At 69.1% G+C, this 15,804-nt stretch carries 19 protein-coding genes; 17 read left to right on the top strand and 2 right to left on the bottom strand.

The genetic code is table 11. The features are described from left to right. The gene (locus BMW54_RS07265) at positions 1–1,614 is read left to right on the top strand and encodes an ArnT family glycosyltransferase (protein WP_254779144.1); all 1,614 of its coding nucleotides are present in this window, start codon (positions 1–3) and stop codon (positions 1,612–1,614) included. Positions 1,615–1,618: 4 nt separating this feature from the next. Here the strand turns inward: BMW54_RS07265 and BMW54_RS07260 are convergent, their stop codons facing one another. Then, on the bottom strand, positions 1,619–2,203 hold the full coding sequence (locus BMW54_RS07260) for a Maf family protein (RefSeq protein WP_090054214.1): 585 nt from the start codon (positions 2,201–2,203) through the stop codon (positions 1,619–1,621). Position 2,204: 1 nt separating this feature from the next. Then, a complete protein-coding gene (locus BMW54_RS07255) occupies positions 2,205–2,651 on the bottom strand; it encodes a hypothetical protein (RefSeq protein WP_254779140.1) in 447 nt (148 codons plus the stop codon). 157 nt (positions 2,652–2,808) lie between these two features. Here BMW54_RS07255 and BMW54_RS07250 point away from each other — a divergent pair, with 157 nt between their 5' ends. The 16 genes from BMW54_RS07250 to BMW54_RS07175 all read left to right on the top strand — a co-directional run bounded on the left by BMW54_RS07250 (position 2,809) and on the right by BMW54_RS07175 (position 15,801). Next, positions 2,809–3,327 carry a YceD family protein gene (locus BMW54_RS07250; protein ID WP_090054212.1) on the top strand — a complete coding sequence of 173 codons (519 nt, stop codon included), beginning with the start codon at positions 2,809–2,811 and terminating at the stop codon, positions 3,325–3,327. 18 nt (positions 3,328–3,345) lie between these two features. Continuing rightward, the gene (gene rpmF, locus BMW54_RS07245; RefSeq protein ID WP_090054210.1) at positions 3,346–3,540 is read left to right on the top strand and encodes a 50S ribosomal protein L32; all 195 of its coding nucleotides are present in this window, start codon (positions 3,346–3,348) and stop codon (positions 3,538–3,540) included. Between the two features lie 136 nt (positions 3,541–3,676). Beyond that, positions 3,677–4,645: a beta-ketoacyl-ACP synthase III gene (locus BMW54_RS07240; RefSeq protein WP_090054207.1), complete on the top strand. Its 969-nt coding sequence runs from the start codon at positions 3,677–3,679 to the stop codon at positions 4,643–4,645. 208 nt (positions 4,646–4,853) lie between these two features. Beyond that, positions 4,854–5,801: an ACP S-malonyltransferase gene (fabD, locus tag BMW54_RS07235; protein WP_090054205.1), complete on the top strand. Its 948-nt coding sequence runs from the start codon at positions 4,854–4,856 to the stop codon at positions 5,799–5,801. A 23-nt stretch (positions 5,802–5,824) separates the two neighbouring features. Next, positions 5,825–6,568 carry a 3-oxoacyl-ACP reductase FabG gene (fabG, locus tag BMW54_RS07230; RefSeq protein ID WP_090054203.1) on the top strand — a complete coding sequence of 248 codons (744 nt, stop codon included), beginning with the start codon at positions 5,825–5,827 and terminating at the stop codon, positions 6,566–6,568. A 169-nt stretch (positions 6,569–6,737) separates the two neighbouring features. After that, the gene (gene acpP / locus BMW54_RS07225) at positions 6,738–6,977 is read left to right on the top strand and encodes an acyl carrier protein (RefSeq protein ID WP_090054201.1); all 240 of its coding nucleotides are present in this window, start codon (positions 6,738–6,740) and stop codon (positions 6,975–6,977) included. A 149-nt stretch (positions 6,978–7,126) separates the two neighbouring features. Continuing rightward, the gene (gene fabF, locus BMW54_RS07220) at positions 7,127–8,416 is read left to right on the top strand and encodes a beta-ketoacyl-ACP synthase II (RefSeq protein WP_090054200.1); all 1,290 of its coding nucleotides are present in this window, start codon (positions 7,127–7,129) and stop codon (positions 8,414–8,416) included. Positions 8,417–8,441: 25 nt separating this feature from the next. Beyond that, the gene (locus tag BMW54_RS07215) at positions 8,442–9,770 is read left to right on the top strand and encodes an aminodeoxychorismate synthase component I (protein ID WP_090055788.1); all 1,329 of its coding nucleotides are present in this window, start codon (positions 8,442–8,444) and stop codon (positions 9,768–9,770) included. Next, a complete protein-coding gene (gene pabC / locus BMW54_RS07210; RefSeq protein WP_090054198.1) occupies positions 9,767–10,603 on the top strand; it encodes an aminodeoxychorismate lyase in 837 nt (278 codons plus the stop codon). Before BMW54_RS07215 ends, pabC begins: the two co-directional genes overlap by 4 nt. Further along, on the top strand, positions 10,600–11,628 hold the full coding sequence (mltG, locus tag BMW54_RS07205) for an endolytic transglycosylase MltG (RefSeq protein WP_090054196.1): 1,029 nt from the start codon (positions 10,600–10,602) through the stop codon (positions 11,626–11,628). The genes pabC and mltG overlap by 4 nt, the downstream gene beginning before the upstream one ends. Continuing rightward, on the top strand, positions 11,619–12,269 hold the full coding sequence (tmk, locus tag BMW54_RS07200) for a dTMP kinase (RefSeq protein ID WP_090054194.1): 651 nt from the start codon (positions 11,619–11,621) through the stop codon (positions 12,267–12,269). Before mltG ends, tmk begins: the two co-directional genes overlap by 10 nt. Beyond that, a complete protein-coding gene (holB, locus tag BMW54_RS07195) occupies positions 12,266–13,201 on the top strand; it encodes a DNA polymerase III subunit delta' (RefSeq protein ID WP_090054192.1) in 936 nt (311 codons plus the stop codon). Before tmk ends, holB begins: the two co-directional genes overlap by 4 nt. 59 nt (positions 13,202–13,260) lie before the next feature. Beyond that, positions 13,261–14,223 (top strand): PIG-L deacetylase family protein, encoded by a 963-nt coding sequence (locus BMW54_RS07190; RefSeq protein ID WP_175472800.1) that lies wholly within the window; start codon positions 13,261–13,263, stop codon positions 14,221–14,223. Between the two features lie 34 nt (positions 14,224–14,257). After that, positions 14,258–14,617 (top strand): PilZ domain-containing protein, encoded by a 360-nt coding sequence (locus tag BMW54_RS07185; protein ID WP_090054189.1) that lies wholly within the window; start codon positions 14,258–14,260, stop codon positions 14,615–14,617. 282 nt (positions 14,618–14,899) lie between these two features. Further along, complete coding sequence (locus BMW54_RS07180; RefSeq protein WP_090054187.1) at positions 14,900–15,256, top strand: NADH-quinone oxidoreductase subunit A; 357 nt, start codon at positions 14,900–14,902, stop codon at positions 15,254–15,256. Beyond that, on the top strand, positions 15,247–15,801 hold the full coding sequence (locus tag BMW54_RS07175) for a NuoB/complex I 20 kDa subunit family protein (RefSeq protein WP_090054185.1): 555 nt from the start codon (positions 15,247–15,249) through the stop codon (positions 15,799–15,801). Before BMW54_RS07180 ends, BMW54_RS07175 begins: the two co-directional genes overlap by 10 nt. Positions 15,802–15,804 lie beyond the last annotated feature (3 nt).

The raw sequence follows: 15,804 nt of genomic DNA, 5'->3' as shown, positions 1-15,804 counted from the left end.
ATGCGTTTGCCCCCCGGCGTGGCCATGTCGATGGTTGAGCGTTCGAGTGTAGCCGCGCGCGCGCGTTCGTGGCGAGGCGCTTTCCTCGTCCTGTTCGCGCTGACGTGCGTGGTCAAGCTGGTGATAGCGTGCACGTTGTCGCCTTTCGGTGACGAGGCGTTCTACTGGCAGGAGAGCCTTCGGCCGGCGTGGGGCTATAGCGACCTTCCCCCGGCGACCGCGTGGCTGATCGCGCTCTCGGAAGCCTGCCTCGGTCACGGCCTGCTGGCCATGCGTTTGCCGTTCCTGCTCATCGGCGCGCTGCTGCCCTGGCAGGCCGGCGCCATCGCGGCGCGTGTCGGTGGCGAGACCGCCCGGTGGCAGGCGGCGATCGGCGTGATGCTGCTTCCGCTCGCGGGAAGCCTCGGCGTGCTCGCCTTGCCCGACGTGCCGCTCACCTTCGCCATTCTCCTCGCGACGCAGGGGCTGGTGGCGGCGCTCGACCGCGACCGCCTGGTCGACTGGTGCCTCCTGGGCGCCGGCCTCGCCATCGCCTGGACGACGCACTACCGGGCGGCCATGCCGATGCTCGCCGGGCTCGTGTTCCTCCTGATCACCGCGCGCGGCCGCGCGCTCTGGCGACGCCCGGGCCTCTGGTTCGCCCTGGCGATCGCCGCGATCGGTCTCGTTCCGATCGCGCTCTACAACATCGAAGCGCGCGGCGCGGGTGTCGCGTTCCAGGTGGTCGAGCGCAATCCCTGGCGATTCCAGGCCGACGCGCTCGTGCAGCCGCTCGAGCAGGCGCTGACGTGCACGCCGATCGCCTGGGTCGTCATGCTCTGGGCGCTGTGGCAGGCATGGCGCCGGCGCGCGGTGGCGCCGTTCGACGCGATCGGCGTCATCGGCGGCACCTTCGTGCTGGGCTACTTCCTCCTCGGCCTGTTCGCCGACGACGTGCGCTTTCGCGTGCACTGGCCGCTGCCCGGCTGGATCCTGGCGTGCACCGTGCTGCCGTCGCTGCTGCAGGAGGCCGGAAGCGGCTGGCGTCGCGCGGCGCTGGCGGGTTTCGCGCTTGCTGGCATCGGACTGGCGGCGGGTTTCGCCTGGCTGGGTCTCGCCGCCTCGACGCATGGGGCCGGCGTGCTCGCGGACGTCAAGGCGTTTCCGTCGAACTTCACGGGCTGGCGCGAAGCGTCGGAGGAGGTGCGTGCCCGTCTCGGGGCGCGACCCGGTGCGATCGTCGTCGCGGACAACTTCATGCTCGCCGCGGAACTGCGTTTCGTGCTGGGCGCGTCGGCGACCGTGTACTCGCTGGACAGCCCGTTGAACGTGAAGCACGGTCGCGCGCCGCAACTCGCGGCGTGGGGCGACGACGAGCGGGGCCTGGCGGTGCACGAGGGGCGACGGGTGCTCCTCGTGGTCGACGAGACATCGCTCCGCGAGCGCGAGCGTCCGGCATGGCTGGGCTCGATCTGCTCACGGGTCGCCGACGTCGTGCCGGTATCGCGCATCGATCTCTTCGGCGGCCGTCGACGGTTCGCGCTCTACGACGCCAGGGCAAGGGCGGGGCACGCGTCGATGGACCCCGAAGCCTGTCCGGTGTGGACGGCCTACCGCGCCGCCTACGACCGCTAGGCACCTAGGGCAACACCACTCCCGCCGCGCGCAGCAGTCGTGCGGTGGCGATCAGGGGCAGGCCGACCAGCGCCGTGGGATCTTCGTTGTCGATGCGTTCGAACAGCACGATGCCCAGGCCTTCGCACTTGAAGCTGCCCGCGCAGTCGAGCGGGCGCTCGCGCTCCACGTAGCGCGCGATGTCTTCCGCCGAGAGGTCGCGGAAGCGCACGCGGGTTTCGTCCACATGCGTGGTCGCGTCGCCGTGCAGGTCGATCACGCAGACGGCGGTATGGAAGACCACCTCCCGACCGGAACTCGCGGCAAGTTGCCGGTGCGCCACGTGTACCGTGTCGGGCTTGTCGAGCACGCGCCCGTCGAGGTCCGCGACCTGGTCGGAGCCGATGACCACCGCGCCCGGATGCGACGCCGCCACGGCCCGCGCCTTGGCTTCGGCGAGCCGGGCGGCGCGATCCGCCGGTGGCTCGTCCGGTAGCGGCGCCTCGTCGGTGCCAGGCGCCGCCTGCTCGAAATGATCGAGCAGCCGGCGCAGCAGGGCGGCGCGGTAGGGCGACGTGGAGGCGAGGACGATGGTCGGCTGCGGTGACACGCTAGAAATCCTTGTGGATGTGCTCGCGGACGGCGGTATCGAGGGCCGTCTGCGCGTCGTCGAGCGCGCGCAGGCGCGGCTCGAGCTGGTGGCGGGCGCGGACGAGGGCGTCCACGGCCTGGTCGAGTTCGCGCTGGCTCGCGTCCGGGGCGCGGTCGCGGATCCAGAGTCGTTGCTGGAGCAGGGCGCGGAGTCCGGAGTCGACGGCCTGCTGGGCCTCGACCTCGCCCGCGGCGGGGAGGTCCGGACTGACCGACATCACGGCATGGGCTCGCTGGAGCCGGTCGCGACAGTCCTTGAGATCGGACTCGAGGCGGTCCGCGTTGTCCATGAGGTCCTGCAACGCGCCATGCCGCCGGCGCGAGCGCTGGTGGCGGAGGATCCACACGCACAGCGCGGCGGCCACCAGGATGACCCCGGCAAGTGCATAATAGGCAACGGAAAACACGCTTCCTCTTCTCCCTCGCAGGCGTGTTGCGGCAGAATTCCCCGAACCTCGGCAGTCTGCCCGAAACGCGGCAGGCCGCGCAAAAGCGGCCGCGCATGCGCGTGAAGGCGCCTAACCGGTTGACTTCAGGGATGTTGATGCCTACCATTTCACGATTATGTCCGTGACCTTGCCATCGTCCGTGGACGCTTGGCGCGAAGTTCGTGCGCGGCGTTCGTTCCAGGGCCATCTTCCCGTGTCGGCGCTTGCCCGTCTCGGCGAAGTGGTCGCGTCGCCGGAAGGCGATGTCGCCTACGAGCTGGACTTCGGACGTGACGAACTGGGTGTGGCCTACGTGGCGGTGCGTGCGAACGCCTCGCTGACGGTCATCTGTCAGCGCTCGCTGGAGCCCTTCGTGCTCCCGGTGGCCGTCGACACACGCCTCGGACTGATCAAGCGGGAAGAGGAGGAAGCCGGCCTTCCCCCGGGATACGAGCCGCTGCTCCTCGAAGAGGACGGCAAGCTCGACCCCTCCGTGACGATCGAAGATGAACTGCTGTTGGCGCTGCCCCTGGTTCCGGTCAATCCGGCCTACGAGTTGCCCGACGACGTGACTGGACCCGGTGAGGACGACGAGCCCTCGCAGGAAACGACCGAAAACCCGTTCGCGGCACTCCGCGAACTCATGAAAAAGTAATTTCGCTGGAGATTTGCCATGGCCGTTGCCAAGAGCCGCAAGACCCCGTCCACCCGCGGCATGCGCCGTTCGCACGACGCGCTGAAGTCCGTGCAGCTGTCGACCGACCCGACCAGCGGTGAAGTCCACCTGCGTCACCACGTGACGAAGGACGGTTTCTACCGTGGCAAGAAGGTCATCGACACCCGCGGTGCGGTTGAAGTCGAGGACTGATCTTCCCGCCTAGGGACGATCTCGACGCAGGCGGCGCGGTGACGCGCCGCTTTGCGTTTGTGGCATACCGATTCATCCCGGCCCCGGGCCCGTTGATCGCGTCCGGGCGAATCCTCCCTGACATGGGGATACGGTCCTGAAATACGCACGCATCATCGGTACCGGCAGCGCACTTCCCGACAAGGTGCTGACCAACGCCGACCTCGAAAAAATCGTCGAAACGAGCGACGAGTGGATCCGCACGCGCACCGGCATCACCGAGCGCCACGTCGCGGCCGACGGCGAAACCACCGGCGATCTCGCCTTCCTCGCCGCGCAGCGCGCGCTCGAGGCGGCCGGCGTCAAGGCGTCCGAGATCGACCTGATCGTCCTCGGCACCACCACGCCGGACATCATTTTCCCGTCCACCGCCTGCCTCGTGCAGCACCGTCTCGGCGCCAACGGCTGCGCGGCGTTCGACGTCAACGCCGCCTGTTCCGGCTTCGTCTATGCCCTCGGCGTCGCCAACGCGTTCATCCGCAGCGGCCAGTCGAAGCGGGCGCTCGTGATCGGTGCGGAGACGCTGACCCGCATGGTCGACTGGACGGAGCGCGAGACGTGCGTGCTGTTCGGCGACGGCGCCGGTGCGGTCGTGCTGGAAGCCTCGGACGAGCCTGGCATCTTCACCACGCGCCTGCGCGCGGACGGTGGGTTCAAGCACCTCCTGTTCAATCCGGTCGGCGTGTCCGCCGGATTCAAGGACGAGCCGAACCACGGCGTGCGCATCAACATGCTCGGCCGCGAAGTGTTCAAGGTCGCCGTGAAGACGCTCGACTCCCTCGTCGGCGAAACCCTCGAGGACGCCGGCATGAAGGAAGACGAGATCGACTGGCTGATCCCCCACCAGGCGAACCTGCGCATCATCGAAGCCACGGCCAAGCGTCTGAACATGTCGATGGACCGCGTGATCGTGACCGTCGACAAGCACGCCAACACGTCCGCCGGTTCGGTGCCGCTCGCGCTCGATTACGCGGTGCGTTCGGGCAAGGTCCAGCGCGGCCAGAACCTGCTGCTCGAGGCGTTCGGCGGCGGTTTCACGTGGGCTTCGGCGCTGCTGCGTTACTGAGGCGGCATGAAATCGCCGATACGATCGGCTCCCACACCTCCGTTAGCGACCCTTCTACCGGAGGTGTGGGAGCCGATCGTATCGGCGAACCCTGCGAAGCCGTGCTTCCAGGATCAAGGCGGTGCCGCCCACCACACGCCCGCGAATGGTGCATTCGCCCACGGGTTGCTGGCACCATGCGCGGTTTGAAGTCCCGGAACCGTTTCGCATGACCTCATCCAGCGCCTCGCTCGCCTTCGTGTTTCCCGGCCAGGGCTCGCAGTCCGTCGGCATGCTCGCCGAGCTCGCGGCCATCCATCCGGAAGTGAAGGCCACCTTCGACGAAGCGTCGGAAGGTGCCGGCGTCGATCTCTGGGCCATCAGCCAGGATGGCCCGCAGGACCTCCTCAACAGCACCGAGAACACGCAGCCGGCCCTGCTGGCGGCCAGCGTCGCCGTGTGGCGCGTGTGGGTGAAGCAGGGCGGCGCCCTGCCGGCGTACCTTTCGGGCCATAGCCTTGGTGAATACAGCGCGCTGGTCGCCGCGGGCGCGCTCTCGCTGAAGGATGCCGCGGGCCTCGTGGCCGAGCGTGGCCGACTGATGCAGGCGGCGGTGCCGCCGGGCGTCGGAGCCATGGCCGCCATCCTGGGAGGCGACGACGCCCAGATCGCGCAGGTGTGCGAGGAGGTGGCGCAAGGCCAGATCGTGGCGCCCGCCAACTTCAATTCGCCGGGCCAGCTGGTGATCGCAGGACACGCCGACGCCGTGGACCGGGTCATCGCGCGCCTCGCCGAACTGGGCGTGAAGAAGGCCGTGAAGCTCGCGGTGTCCGTGCCCTCGCACTGCATGCTCATGCGCGACGCCGCGGACGCGCTCGGCGAGCGCATGGCCGCCATCGCGTGGTCCATGCCATCGATCCCCGTCGTGCAGAACGCCGACGCGAAGGTGCGCGGCACCGTCGAGGACATCCGTGGAGCGCTGATGCGCCAGCTGTACCTGCCGGTCCGCTGGACCGAGTGCGTGCAGGCGCTCGCCGCGGCAGGAATCGTCCAGACCATCGAATGTGGCCCCGGTAAGGTCCTCACCGGCCTCATCAAGCGCATCGACAAGTCGATCGAGGGCAAGGCCATCGGCACGCCCGCCGAACTCGACGCGGCGCTCGCGCCCTCCGCCTGATCACGTACAACAGGACATCCCCCATGACAGCAACCCTGCAGGGTGAAATCGCCCTCGTCACCGGCGCGAGCCGCGGCATCGGCGCCGCCATCGCCGACCGCCTCGCCGCCCTTGGCGCCACCGTCTACGGCACCGCCACCAGTGAATCCGGCGCGGAGGCCATCGGCGAGCGCCTTGCCGCCCACGGCGGCCACGGTCGCGTGCTCGACGTGACGGACCCGGCCGCGATCGAGGCGCTGATCGACGGCATCGCGAAGGAGAGCGGCGCGGTTTCCGTGCTCGTGAACAATGCGGGCATCACGCGTGACCAGCTCCTCATGCGCATGAAGGAAGACGACTGGAGCGCGATCATGGACACGAACCTCACGTCGGTGTTCCGCACCTCCAAGGCCGTGATGCGCGGCATGATGAAGGCGCGCAAGGGCCGCATCATCAGCATCGCCTCGGTCGTCGGCGTCACCGGCAACCCGGGTCAGGCCAACTACGCGGCGGCGAAGGCCGGCATCATCGCGTTCTCGAAATCGCTGGCGCGTGAGATCGGCTCCCGCGGCATCACCGTGAACGTCGTCGCGCCGGGCTTCATCGACACCGACATGACGCGCGCCCTGCCGGAGGAGCAGCGTGAAGCGCTGCTGGCGGGCATCGCGCTGGGCCACCTTGGCGAGGCCAGCGACATCGCCGAAGCCGTGGCCTTCCTGGCGTCGCCGGCCGCCCGCTACATCACGGGCGAGACCCTGCACGTCAACGGCGGCATGTACATGCCCTGACGGGCCTAGGGCCGGCGGCAGTCGCCACCGGCCCGTTTTTGAGAGACAATCGTCATTTCGCGCCCGGCGAACCAAATCGGGCGCCATCCACGTAACGGCGGTGTGTGGCGGGCCCCCGCCTTAGCCACTACAATGCCGCCGGATTTTCCCCTCGGGAGGTAAAGGCAACATGAGCACCATCGAAGAGCGCGTCAAGAAGATCGTCGTTGAGCAGCTGGGCGTGAAGGAAGACGAAGTGAACCCCAACGCTTCGTTCGTTGACGATCTGGGCGCCGACTCGCTCGACACCGTCGAGCTGGTGATGGCTCTCGAAGAAGAGTTCGAGTGCGAGATCCCGGACGAAGAAGCCGAGAAGATCACGACGGTCCAGCAGGCGGTCGACTACGTCAAGGCCCACGTCAAGGCCTGATCGAAACCGACTGGTCGTCGATCGGAGGCGCGCCTCCCGTCGATCTCCGAGCGACACGGAAGCTGCGCCTATAGGCGCAGTTTTCGTTTGCGTCTAACGCAACCTGCGCCCGCGTATGGTTGCGCGGAACAAGTGAAGGATGAGAACGCATGAGTAAGCGACGTGTGGTAGTGACCGGCATGGGAATCATCTCGCCGGTCGGCAACGATCTCGCCACCGCCTGGAAGAACGTCGTCGAAGGCAACAGCGGCATCGGCCCTGTCACCGATTTCGACGCCAGCGCCTACACCACCCGCATCGCGGGCGAGGTGAGGGATTTCGATCCCGTCGACGCGTATTTCGCCGGCACCGACACGCCGGACGACGAACGTCGCGCCATCGCGAAAGATTTCAAGCGGATGGACCCGTTCATCCACTACGGCATCGTCGCCGGCACGCATGCGTTCCGTCAGTCGGGCCTCGTCGTCACCGACGAGAACGCGGGCCGTGTCGGCATCGCGGCGGGCGCCGGTATCGGCGGCCTGCACACGATCGAAGGCACCGCGCTCGAACTGGCCGAGAAGGGCCCGCGCAAGGTGTCGCCGTTCTACGTGCCGAGCTCGATCATCAACATGGTCGCCGGCAATCTCTCCATCTACCACGGCATGAAGGGTCCGAACATCGCCCTCGTGTCCGCATGCACCACCGCCGCGCACAACATCGGCATGGCGATGCGCCTCATCCAGTACGGCGACGCCGACGCGATGCTCGCGGGCGGTGCCGAATTCGCCACCACGCCGACGGCGATGGCGGGGTTCTGCTCGGCCAAGGCCATGTCCACCCGCAACGATGATCCGACGCACGCCAGCCGTCCGTGGGACACGGGCCGCGACGGCTTCCTGCTGTCGAACGGCGCGGGCATGCTGATGCTCGAGGAGTACGAATTCGCGAAGGCGCGTGGCGCGAACATCCTCGCGGAGCTCGTCGGCTTCGGCATGAGTGGCGACGCGTACCACATCACCGCGCCGAGCGGCGACGGCGCGGAACTGGCCATGCGCAACGCGCTGCATGACGCCGGCCTGAAGCCGGAAGACGTGCAGTACGTCAACGCGCACGGCACGTCGACGCCGGTCGGCGACCTTGGCGAAGCGAAGGCCATCCGCAACGTGTTCGGCGACCACGCCACGAAGAAGGGCGAGTTCGCGGTCAGCTCGACCAAGTCGGTCACCGGCCACCTGCTGGGTGCCGCCGGCGGCGTCGAGGCGATCTTCTCGATCCTCGCGATCCGCGACGGCATCATCCCGCCGACCATGAACCTGGTCGACGTCGATCCGGAAGTCGCCGCGCTGGGCATGGACCTCGTGCCGGGCAAGGCCGAGAAGGCCGACCTCGACGTGGTGATGTCGAACTCGTTCGGTTTCGGCGGCACGAACGGCACGCTCGTCTTCCGTCGCGTCTGACGCGTTGGCTTTCGTCACGCGAACCCTGGCCGGCCGGCGCGATCTCCTCGCGCCGGCCGCGTCGTATCCGGAGCGCTATCCCGCGCTGCTCGCCAGCGCCGTCACGGGCACGCCCCAGTCCCGCTTCGACATCCTCTTCGCCGCCGGTGATGCGTCGCTCACGCTGTCGCGTGATGGCGTGACGCGCGATGCGCGTGGCGTGGCCGTGCCTGGAGGCTTCCTCGACGCGCTCGATGGCGCATGGAGCGATCGCCGTCGCCCGCGCGTCGACGACGGCCTGCCTTTCCATGGCGGCTGGGTCGTCTACCTCGCGTATGAACTCGTCGGCCAGATCGAGCCGACGTTGCGCCTTCCCGTGTCGACCGGTTCCGCACCGATCGCCTTCGCGATGCGCGCACCGGCGGCCGCCATCGTGGATCACGTCGAGCAGCGCACGATCCTCGTGGCGGAGGAGGGGGCGGAAGCATGGCTCGATGTGCTTGCGGCGGATCTCGGCGCCGTGATGCCAGACATGCCGCTCGCGCTGCCCGACGCGGTCGACGAAGACGCCCCCGGGCGTTTCCTCGATGGCGTGCGGCGCGTGCACGAGCACCTGCGCGCGGGCGATGTCTTCCAGGTCAACCTGTCGCGCCGCTGGACCGCGCGCTTCGCCACGCCGCCGGCACCCGCGAGCCTCATGCGGGCGCTGCGTGCCGCGAACCCGGCACCGTTCGCGGGGATGATCCAGCGGCCTGGCTGGGCGGTCGTCAGCTCGTCGCCCGAACGCCTGGTCGAATCGCGCGACGGCGTGTTGCAGACGCGGCCCATCGCGGGCACGCGTCCACGCGTGGCCGGCGACGACGACGCGGCGCGCATCCGCGAACTCACGACGCATCCGAAGGAGCGCGCGGAGCACGTGATGCTGATCGACCTGGAGCGCAACGACCTCGGGCGCGTCTGCGTGCCGGGCAGCGTGAAGGTCGACGAACTCATGGTCGTCGAAAGCTACGCACACGTGCACCACATCGTGTCGAACGTGCGTGGTCGCGCGCGTGCCGACGTCACGCCCGGCCAGGTCATCGCCGCGACGTTCCCGGGCGGCACCATCACGGGGTGCCCGAAAGTGCGCTGCATGGAAATCATCGGCGCCATCGAGCAGGAGCCGCGGGGTGCGTACACCGGCGCGCTCGGCTATCTCGACGACGATGGCGACATGGACCTCAACATCCTCATCCGCACCTTCGCGGTGGACGGCACGACCGTCTCGCTGCGCGCGGGAGCGGGCATCGTCACCGACTCCGTCGCCGAGCGCGAACTCGACGAAACGCGTGCGAAGGCGCGCGGCCTGTTGCGCGTGTTCGGGCAGGGGGCATGACGCCGCGGTTGTCCGTCGATTTCGTCGACGCCGGCTCGGTGCCGGCGACCGATCGCGGACTGCTCTATGGCGACGGGCTTTTCGAGACGCTGCGCATCGTCGACGGCCGCATGCCGTTGTGGGAGCGTCACACCGCACGCCTTCTCGCGGGCTGTGAACGGCTGCGCTTTCCGCCGCCCGATACGACGAGGCTGCGTGTCGAGCTCGGGCGACTTGCGGCGGGACTGCCCGATGCGGTCGCACGCGTGACGGTCACCCGTGGCGGTGGCGAGCGCGGTTACGCGCCGCCGACAACGCCGCGGCCCACCGTGGTCGTCGCGGTCTCGCCCCTCACGCTCGACGCGCGGGCCCCTTCGGAGGGCGTCGCGGTGCGTGTCTGCGACACGCGCCTCGCCGCGCAGCCGTTGCTGGCCGGACTGAAGCACATCAATCGCCTCGAGCAGGTGCTGGCGCGGGCCGAATGGGACGATCCCGCGATCGGGGAAGGCCTGCTCCGGGACATCGACGGGGACATCGTCAGCGCGACCGCCGCGAACCTCTTCGCCGTGTTCGATGGCGAGCTCGTGACGCCCGCCGTGGACCGCGCCGGCGTGGCGGGCGTCGCGCGCGCCGAGGTGCTCGCGGTGCGCGACGTCCGGGTGGTCCGGATGAACCTCGCCCGACTCCTGGAGGCCGACGAGGTCTTCCTCACGTCGGCCGTTCGCGGCATCCTCCCCGTCCGGGCCTGCGAGGGCCGGACATGGCAGGCCGGTCCCGCCGCGCGTGCGCTGCAGGCGCACTGGCGGGACATCGGCCTGCCGTCGCCCATGGGACGCAAGGATTCCGATCGATGAAAGTGCGCGGCATCGCCCTCTGGCGTGTCATTCTGCTGGTGGTGGTGCTCGCCGCGATCGTCGCGGGAGCGTGGCTGTGGTTCGACTGGGCGCGGTTCGCCCGTTCGCCGCTGAACGTTCCGGTGGCGGGTCAGAGCATCGATGTCGCGCGTGGCGCCTCCTTCAAGGACATCGTCCGCGACCTGCGCAACCGCAAGGCCACGCAGGCCTCGCCGCTCTACTGGCGCGTGCTCGCGACGCAGATGCACGCGTCGGGTCGCCTGCACGCGGGCGAATACGCGTTGCGGCCCGGCATGACGCCGCGCGACCTGATCGCCGACATGGCCAGCGGCAAGGTCATGCAGCGCAATTTCACCATCGTCGATGGCTGGACGTTCGCCGACCTGCGCCGTGCGCTCGCCGCGGTCGAAACGCTCAGGCACGACACGGCGGACGTGGACGACGCCGCGCTCATGACGTCGCTGGGCGCGCCCGGCGAACATCCCGAAGGGCGCTTCCTCCCCGAGACGTATGCTTACGTGAAGGGCGATGCGGAATCGAGCATCCTCAAGCGCTCGTACGCCGCGATGACGAAGACGCTGGATGCCGCGTGGAGCGATCGCGACAAGGACGTGCCGCTCGCGACGCCTTACGAGGCGCTGATCCTCGCGTCCATCGTCGAGAAGGAGACGGGCAGGGCGGACGAGCGCCCGCGCATCGCCGGCGTGTTCGTGCGCCGGCTGCGGCAGCACATCCTCCTGCAGACCGATCCCACGGTGATCTACGGCATGGGCGCGGGGTATGCCGGGAACATCCACAAGAGCGACCTGACCACCGACACTCCCTACAATACGTACACGCGCGCCGGCCTGCCGCCGACGCCGATCGCCCTCCCGGGGCGCGCGGCGATCCAGGCGGCGCTGCATCCGGCGGCGGGTGACGAGCTGTACTTCGTGGCGCGTGGCGATGGCAGCCATGTCTTCTCGTCGTCCCTCTCCGACCATAACCGGGCCGTGGCCTGCTACCAGTTGAAGCGATGCCAGTGACCACTCTCCAGCGCGGCCGTTTGATCACCCTCGAAGGAGGCGAAGGCGCCGGCAAGAGCACGCTGCTGCGCGGGCTCGAAGCCCATCTGCGCGCGCAGGGCGTCGACCTGGTGGTGACGCGCGAGCCGGGCGGCACGGCCGTCGGCGAATCCGTGCGCGCCCTCGTGCTCGACGCGGCGAACAACGAACTGACGGCCGAGGCCGAGTTGCTTCTCATGTTCGCCTCCCGGGCGCAGCTCGTGCGGCAGGTGATCGAGCCCGCGCTCGCGGCGGGCCGCTGGGTGCTGTGCGACCGCTTCACGGATGCCAGCTACGCCTACCAGGGCGGCGGGCGTCGCCAGCCGGTCGAGCGCATCGCGGATCTCGAGCGTTGGGCGGCCGAAGGCCTCGTGCCCGACGTGACGCTCCTGCTCGACCTGCCGGTGGCCACCGGCCGTGCGCGAGCCGCGGGTCGCGGCGAGGTCGATCGCATCGAAGTCGAAAGCGACGCGTTTTTCGAGCGCGTGCGCGACACCTATCGCGCGCGCGCCGCGGCGGAGCCCGCGCGGTTCCGCGTGCTCGACGCCAGCGCGCCCGCCGAAGCCGTTCTCGACCAGGCCGTGGCCGGCCTCGCCGGCCTCTTCGCGCGGGTGGCGCCGTGAGCCTGCGCCCGTGGCACGCGGATGCCTGGGCGCGGCTGCAGTCGCGGCGCGAGCGCGATGCGCTGCCGCATGCGCTCCTGCTCGCAGGGCCCGCCGGGCTTGGCAAGCGCGACTTCCTCGCCGCGTTCGTCAAAGGGCTGCTGTGCCAGCAGCCCGTCGACGGCGTGGCGTGCGGTACCTGCCGCAGTTGCCAGTTGATCGCGGCCGGCACGCATCCGGACGTCGTCACGTTGTCGTTCGGGCTGCGCAAGGACGGCGTCACGCGCAGCGAGATCGTGGTCGACCAGATACGAGATCTTTCTCAACGCCTGTCGATGGCCAGTCAGTTCGGCGGCTGGCAGGTCGTGACGATCGATCCGGCCGACGCCATGAACGCGGCCGCCGCAAACGCGTTACTGAAGACACTCGAAGAGCCGACGCCGTCGACGCTGCTCGTGCTCGTGGCCGACGAGCCCGCGCGCCTGCCGGCGACGATCCGCAGCCGTTGCCAGCGCATCGATTTCCTCGTCCCGTCGCGGGATGCCTCGCTCGCGTGGCTGCGTGGGGAGGGCGTCGCCGATGCGCCGGCGGCGCTGGAAGCGGCAGGCGGCAATCCCGGCATGGCGCGGGCGTGGGCCACGGACGGCGCGCTGAAGCAGCGCGGCGAGGTGCGGAACGACCTGAAAGCGCTCGCCGCCGGCCGTGGCGACGCCATGGAGGTGGTGAAGCGCTGGCAGGCCGCCGATCCGGCGCGCTACCTGTGGTTCGCCGCGCAGGCCGCCACCGACGAACTTCGCGCCCGCGCCGCGGGCACGGCGCCGCCGCTCGACAGTCAGCTCGACGACGAATCGCTCGACACCTGGTACGGCAAGGCCAACCGCGCGCGCGACGCGCTGCGCGGCCCGCTCCGCGCCGATCTGGTGCTGCTCGAGCTGATCGCGGCCTGGCGTTGACGCGCCCTTATCGCGGATTCGGTCCTAATCGGCCCGACGTGTCGCCCAAGGATCCCTCCGTGTCCCGCCACCCGACCATCGACGGCAGCACCCGTCTCCTCGTCGTCGCGCCCCATCCGGACGACGAGTCGCTGGCGGCCGGTCTGCTGATCCAGCGCACGCTCGCGTCCGGCGGACGGGTGGACGTGCTCCTCCTGACCGACGGCGACGACAATCCCTGGCCCCAGCGCTGGCTCGAACGGCGGATCGTCGTGGGCGCGACGGACCGCGCGCGATGGGGCGCCCGTCGTCGTCGCGAGGTCGCCGCGGCACTCGCTCGTCTCGGCGTCGGCCCCGATCACCTCCATGCGCTGGGGTGGCACGACATGCAGGTGACTTCGGAGCTCCGTGAACGGCATGGCCAGGCGTTGAGCGCCGTGCGCCGCGTCGTCGAGCGGACCCGTCCCAATCTCGTCGTCATCCCCGATCTGGGCGACACCCACCCCGACCACGGTTCGGCGCACGTGCTGGCGCGGCTGGCCCTGGCAGCCGCCGGCAGCACCGCTGACGTCCTTACCTACATGGTCCACGGTACCGAGCGGTCGGCTCCCGAGGACCTGATCGTCCCGGATGCCGACGCCCAGCGGCAGGCGACCAAGACGGCCGCCGTGCTGGAGCATCACACGCAGATGGCGCTCAGCCGTAAGCGGATGCTCCGCGTCGCGTCGCGGCCCGAACGCTTCGATCGTCCGCCGCCCGCCCTGACCGGCGGTACCGTCCGGCTGCCGTGGCACCCCGGCCCGCTCGCCCGTGCCCGGGTCCGGATCGTGCTGGCGGACGGGCAGGGCGTGGCGGTGTGGCCATGGCGCCGCGCGCCGCTGGAACGCTCCGGCGAGGGCTGGGTGCTGGCGCTGCGCCATGCGGCGGGCCCGGCCTTCGTGAAACTCACGGCCGACCTGTCGACCCCGTGGATCTACGACCGCTACGGCTGGGTGGGGGCGGATCCCGAGCCGGTCGGGCTTGTCGCCCGGCCCGCCGCCTAGTTAGCATGCCTCGACTCCAGGGAATCCATCGTCCATGAATGCCACAGCCTCCTCGCCGCGACAGGGCATCCTCTCGCTGAAGATCAAGGACGTGAATTCCCTGTACATCTCGTACATGCCCTACCTGAAGACCGGCGGCCTGTTCGCCCCCACGGCCCAGCGCTACAGCCTGGGCGACGAGGTCGCGCTGCTGGTCACCCTGATCGACGAGAACGAGCGCCTCTCCGTGGCCGGCAGGGTGGTCTGGATCACGCCGGTGGGTGCACAGGGCAATCGCACCGCCGGCGTCGGCGTGCAATTCAACGAGTCCCCCGAGAGCGAAGCCGCGCGGCAGCGCATCGAGGGGCTGCTCGCGGGAACGCTCGCCTCGGAGCGTCCGACCCAGACCATGTGACGGCGGCGGTCCGTCCGATGGGGCGAAAACCCTGCGATTGCACCATCCCGATGCAGTTTTTCCGCCGTTAAGGCTTGTCGGGATACCTGCACGCACTGGTACAATAGATCGGTTCCCCAACGTGAGATTGTGGATATCCGGAGTCGTTGGCGCGCAACCTGCGCCGGCACGGATCGGACCATTTGGATCGATTCGATAAAAGCTCCGGCGACACTAGCCGGACCGCTCGTCCCCGCCGACGGTCACTGATGCGCCCAGTGAGGCGCGGAGGTACGCAGCATCGTGCTTGCCCAATATTGGCCCGTCCTGTTGTTCATCGCCGTGGCCGCAGGCCTAGGTATCGTCCTCATGGTGCTCGGCATGCTCGCCGGGCCGCGCCGCCCCGACGCCGAGAAGCTCTCGCCCTACGAGTGCGGCTTCGAGGCCTTCGAGGACGCGCGCATGAAGTTCGACGTGCGCTACTACCTGATCGCGATCCTCTTCATCATTTTCGACCTCGAAATTGCCTTCCTGTTTCCCTGGGCGGTGGTGTTCGACAAGATCGGCGCGATCGCGCTGATCGAGATGGCCCTGTTCCTGGCCCTGCTCGTGGTCGGTTTCGCCTACGTCTGGAAGAAGGGAGCACTCGAATGGGAGTGATGACCACCATCGACCGGGTGATGCACAACCCGGAACCGCTGAACCTCGTCGACGACATCATTCGTCCCAACGGCGACGCGCCGGTCCCGCAGCGCGGCTTCGGCGTCACCAGCGTCGACGCCCTCATGAACTGGGCGCGTACCGGCTCGATGTGGCCGATGACCTTCGGCCTCGCCTGCTGCGCGGTCGAAATGATGCACGCCGGCGCGGCGCGCCTCGATCTCGATCGCTTCGGCGTCGTGTTCCGTCCCAGCCCGCGCCAGTCCGACGTGATGATCGTCGCCGGCACGCTGGTCAACAAGATGGCCCCCGCGCTGCGCAAGGTCTACGACCAGATGCCCGAGCCGAAGTGGGTCATCTCGATGGGGTCGTGCGCCAATGGCGGCGGCTACTACCACTACTCCTATTCGGTCGTGCGCGGCTGTGATCGCATCGTTCCGGTCGACATCTACGTGCCGGGCTGCCCGCCGACCGCCGAAGCGCTGATCCACGGCATCCTGCAGCTGCAGAAAAAGATCCGCCGCACCCACACGATCGCGCGTTAACAG

The sequence above is a fragment of the Luteibacter sp. 329MFSha genome (assembly GCF_900111665.1).
Lineage (GTDB): Bacteria > Pseudomonadota > Gammaproteobacteria > Xanthomonadales > Rhodanobacteraceae > Luteibacter.
This window is presented reverse-complemented; position numbering and strand designations above follow the sequence as displayed.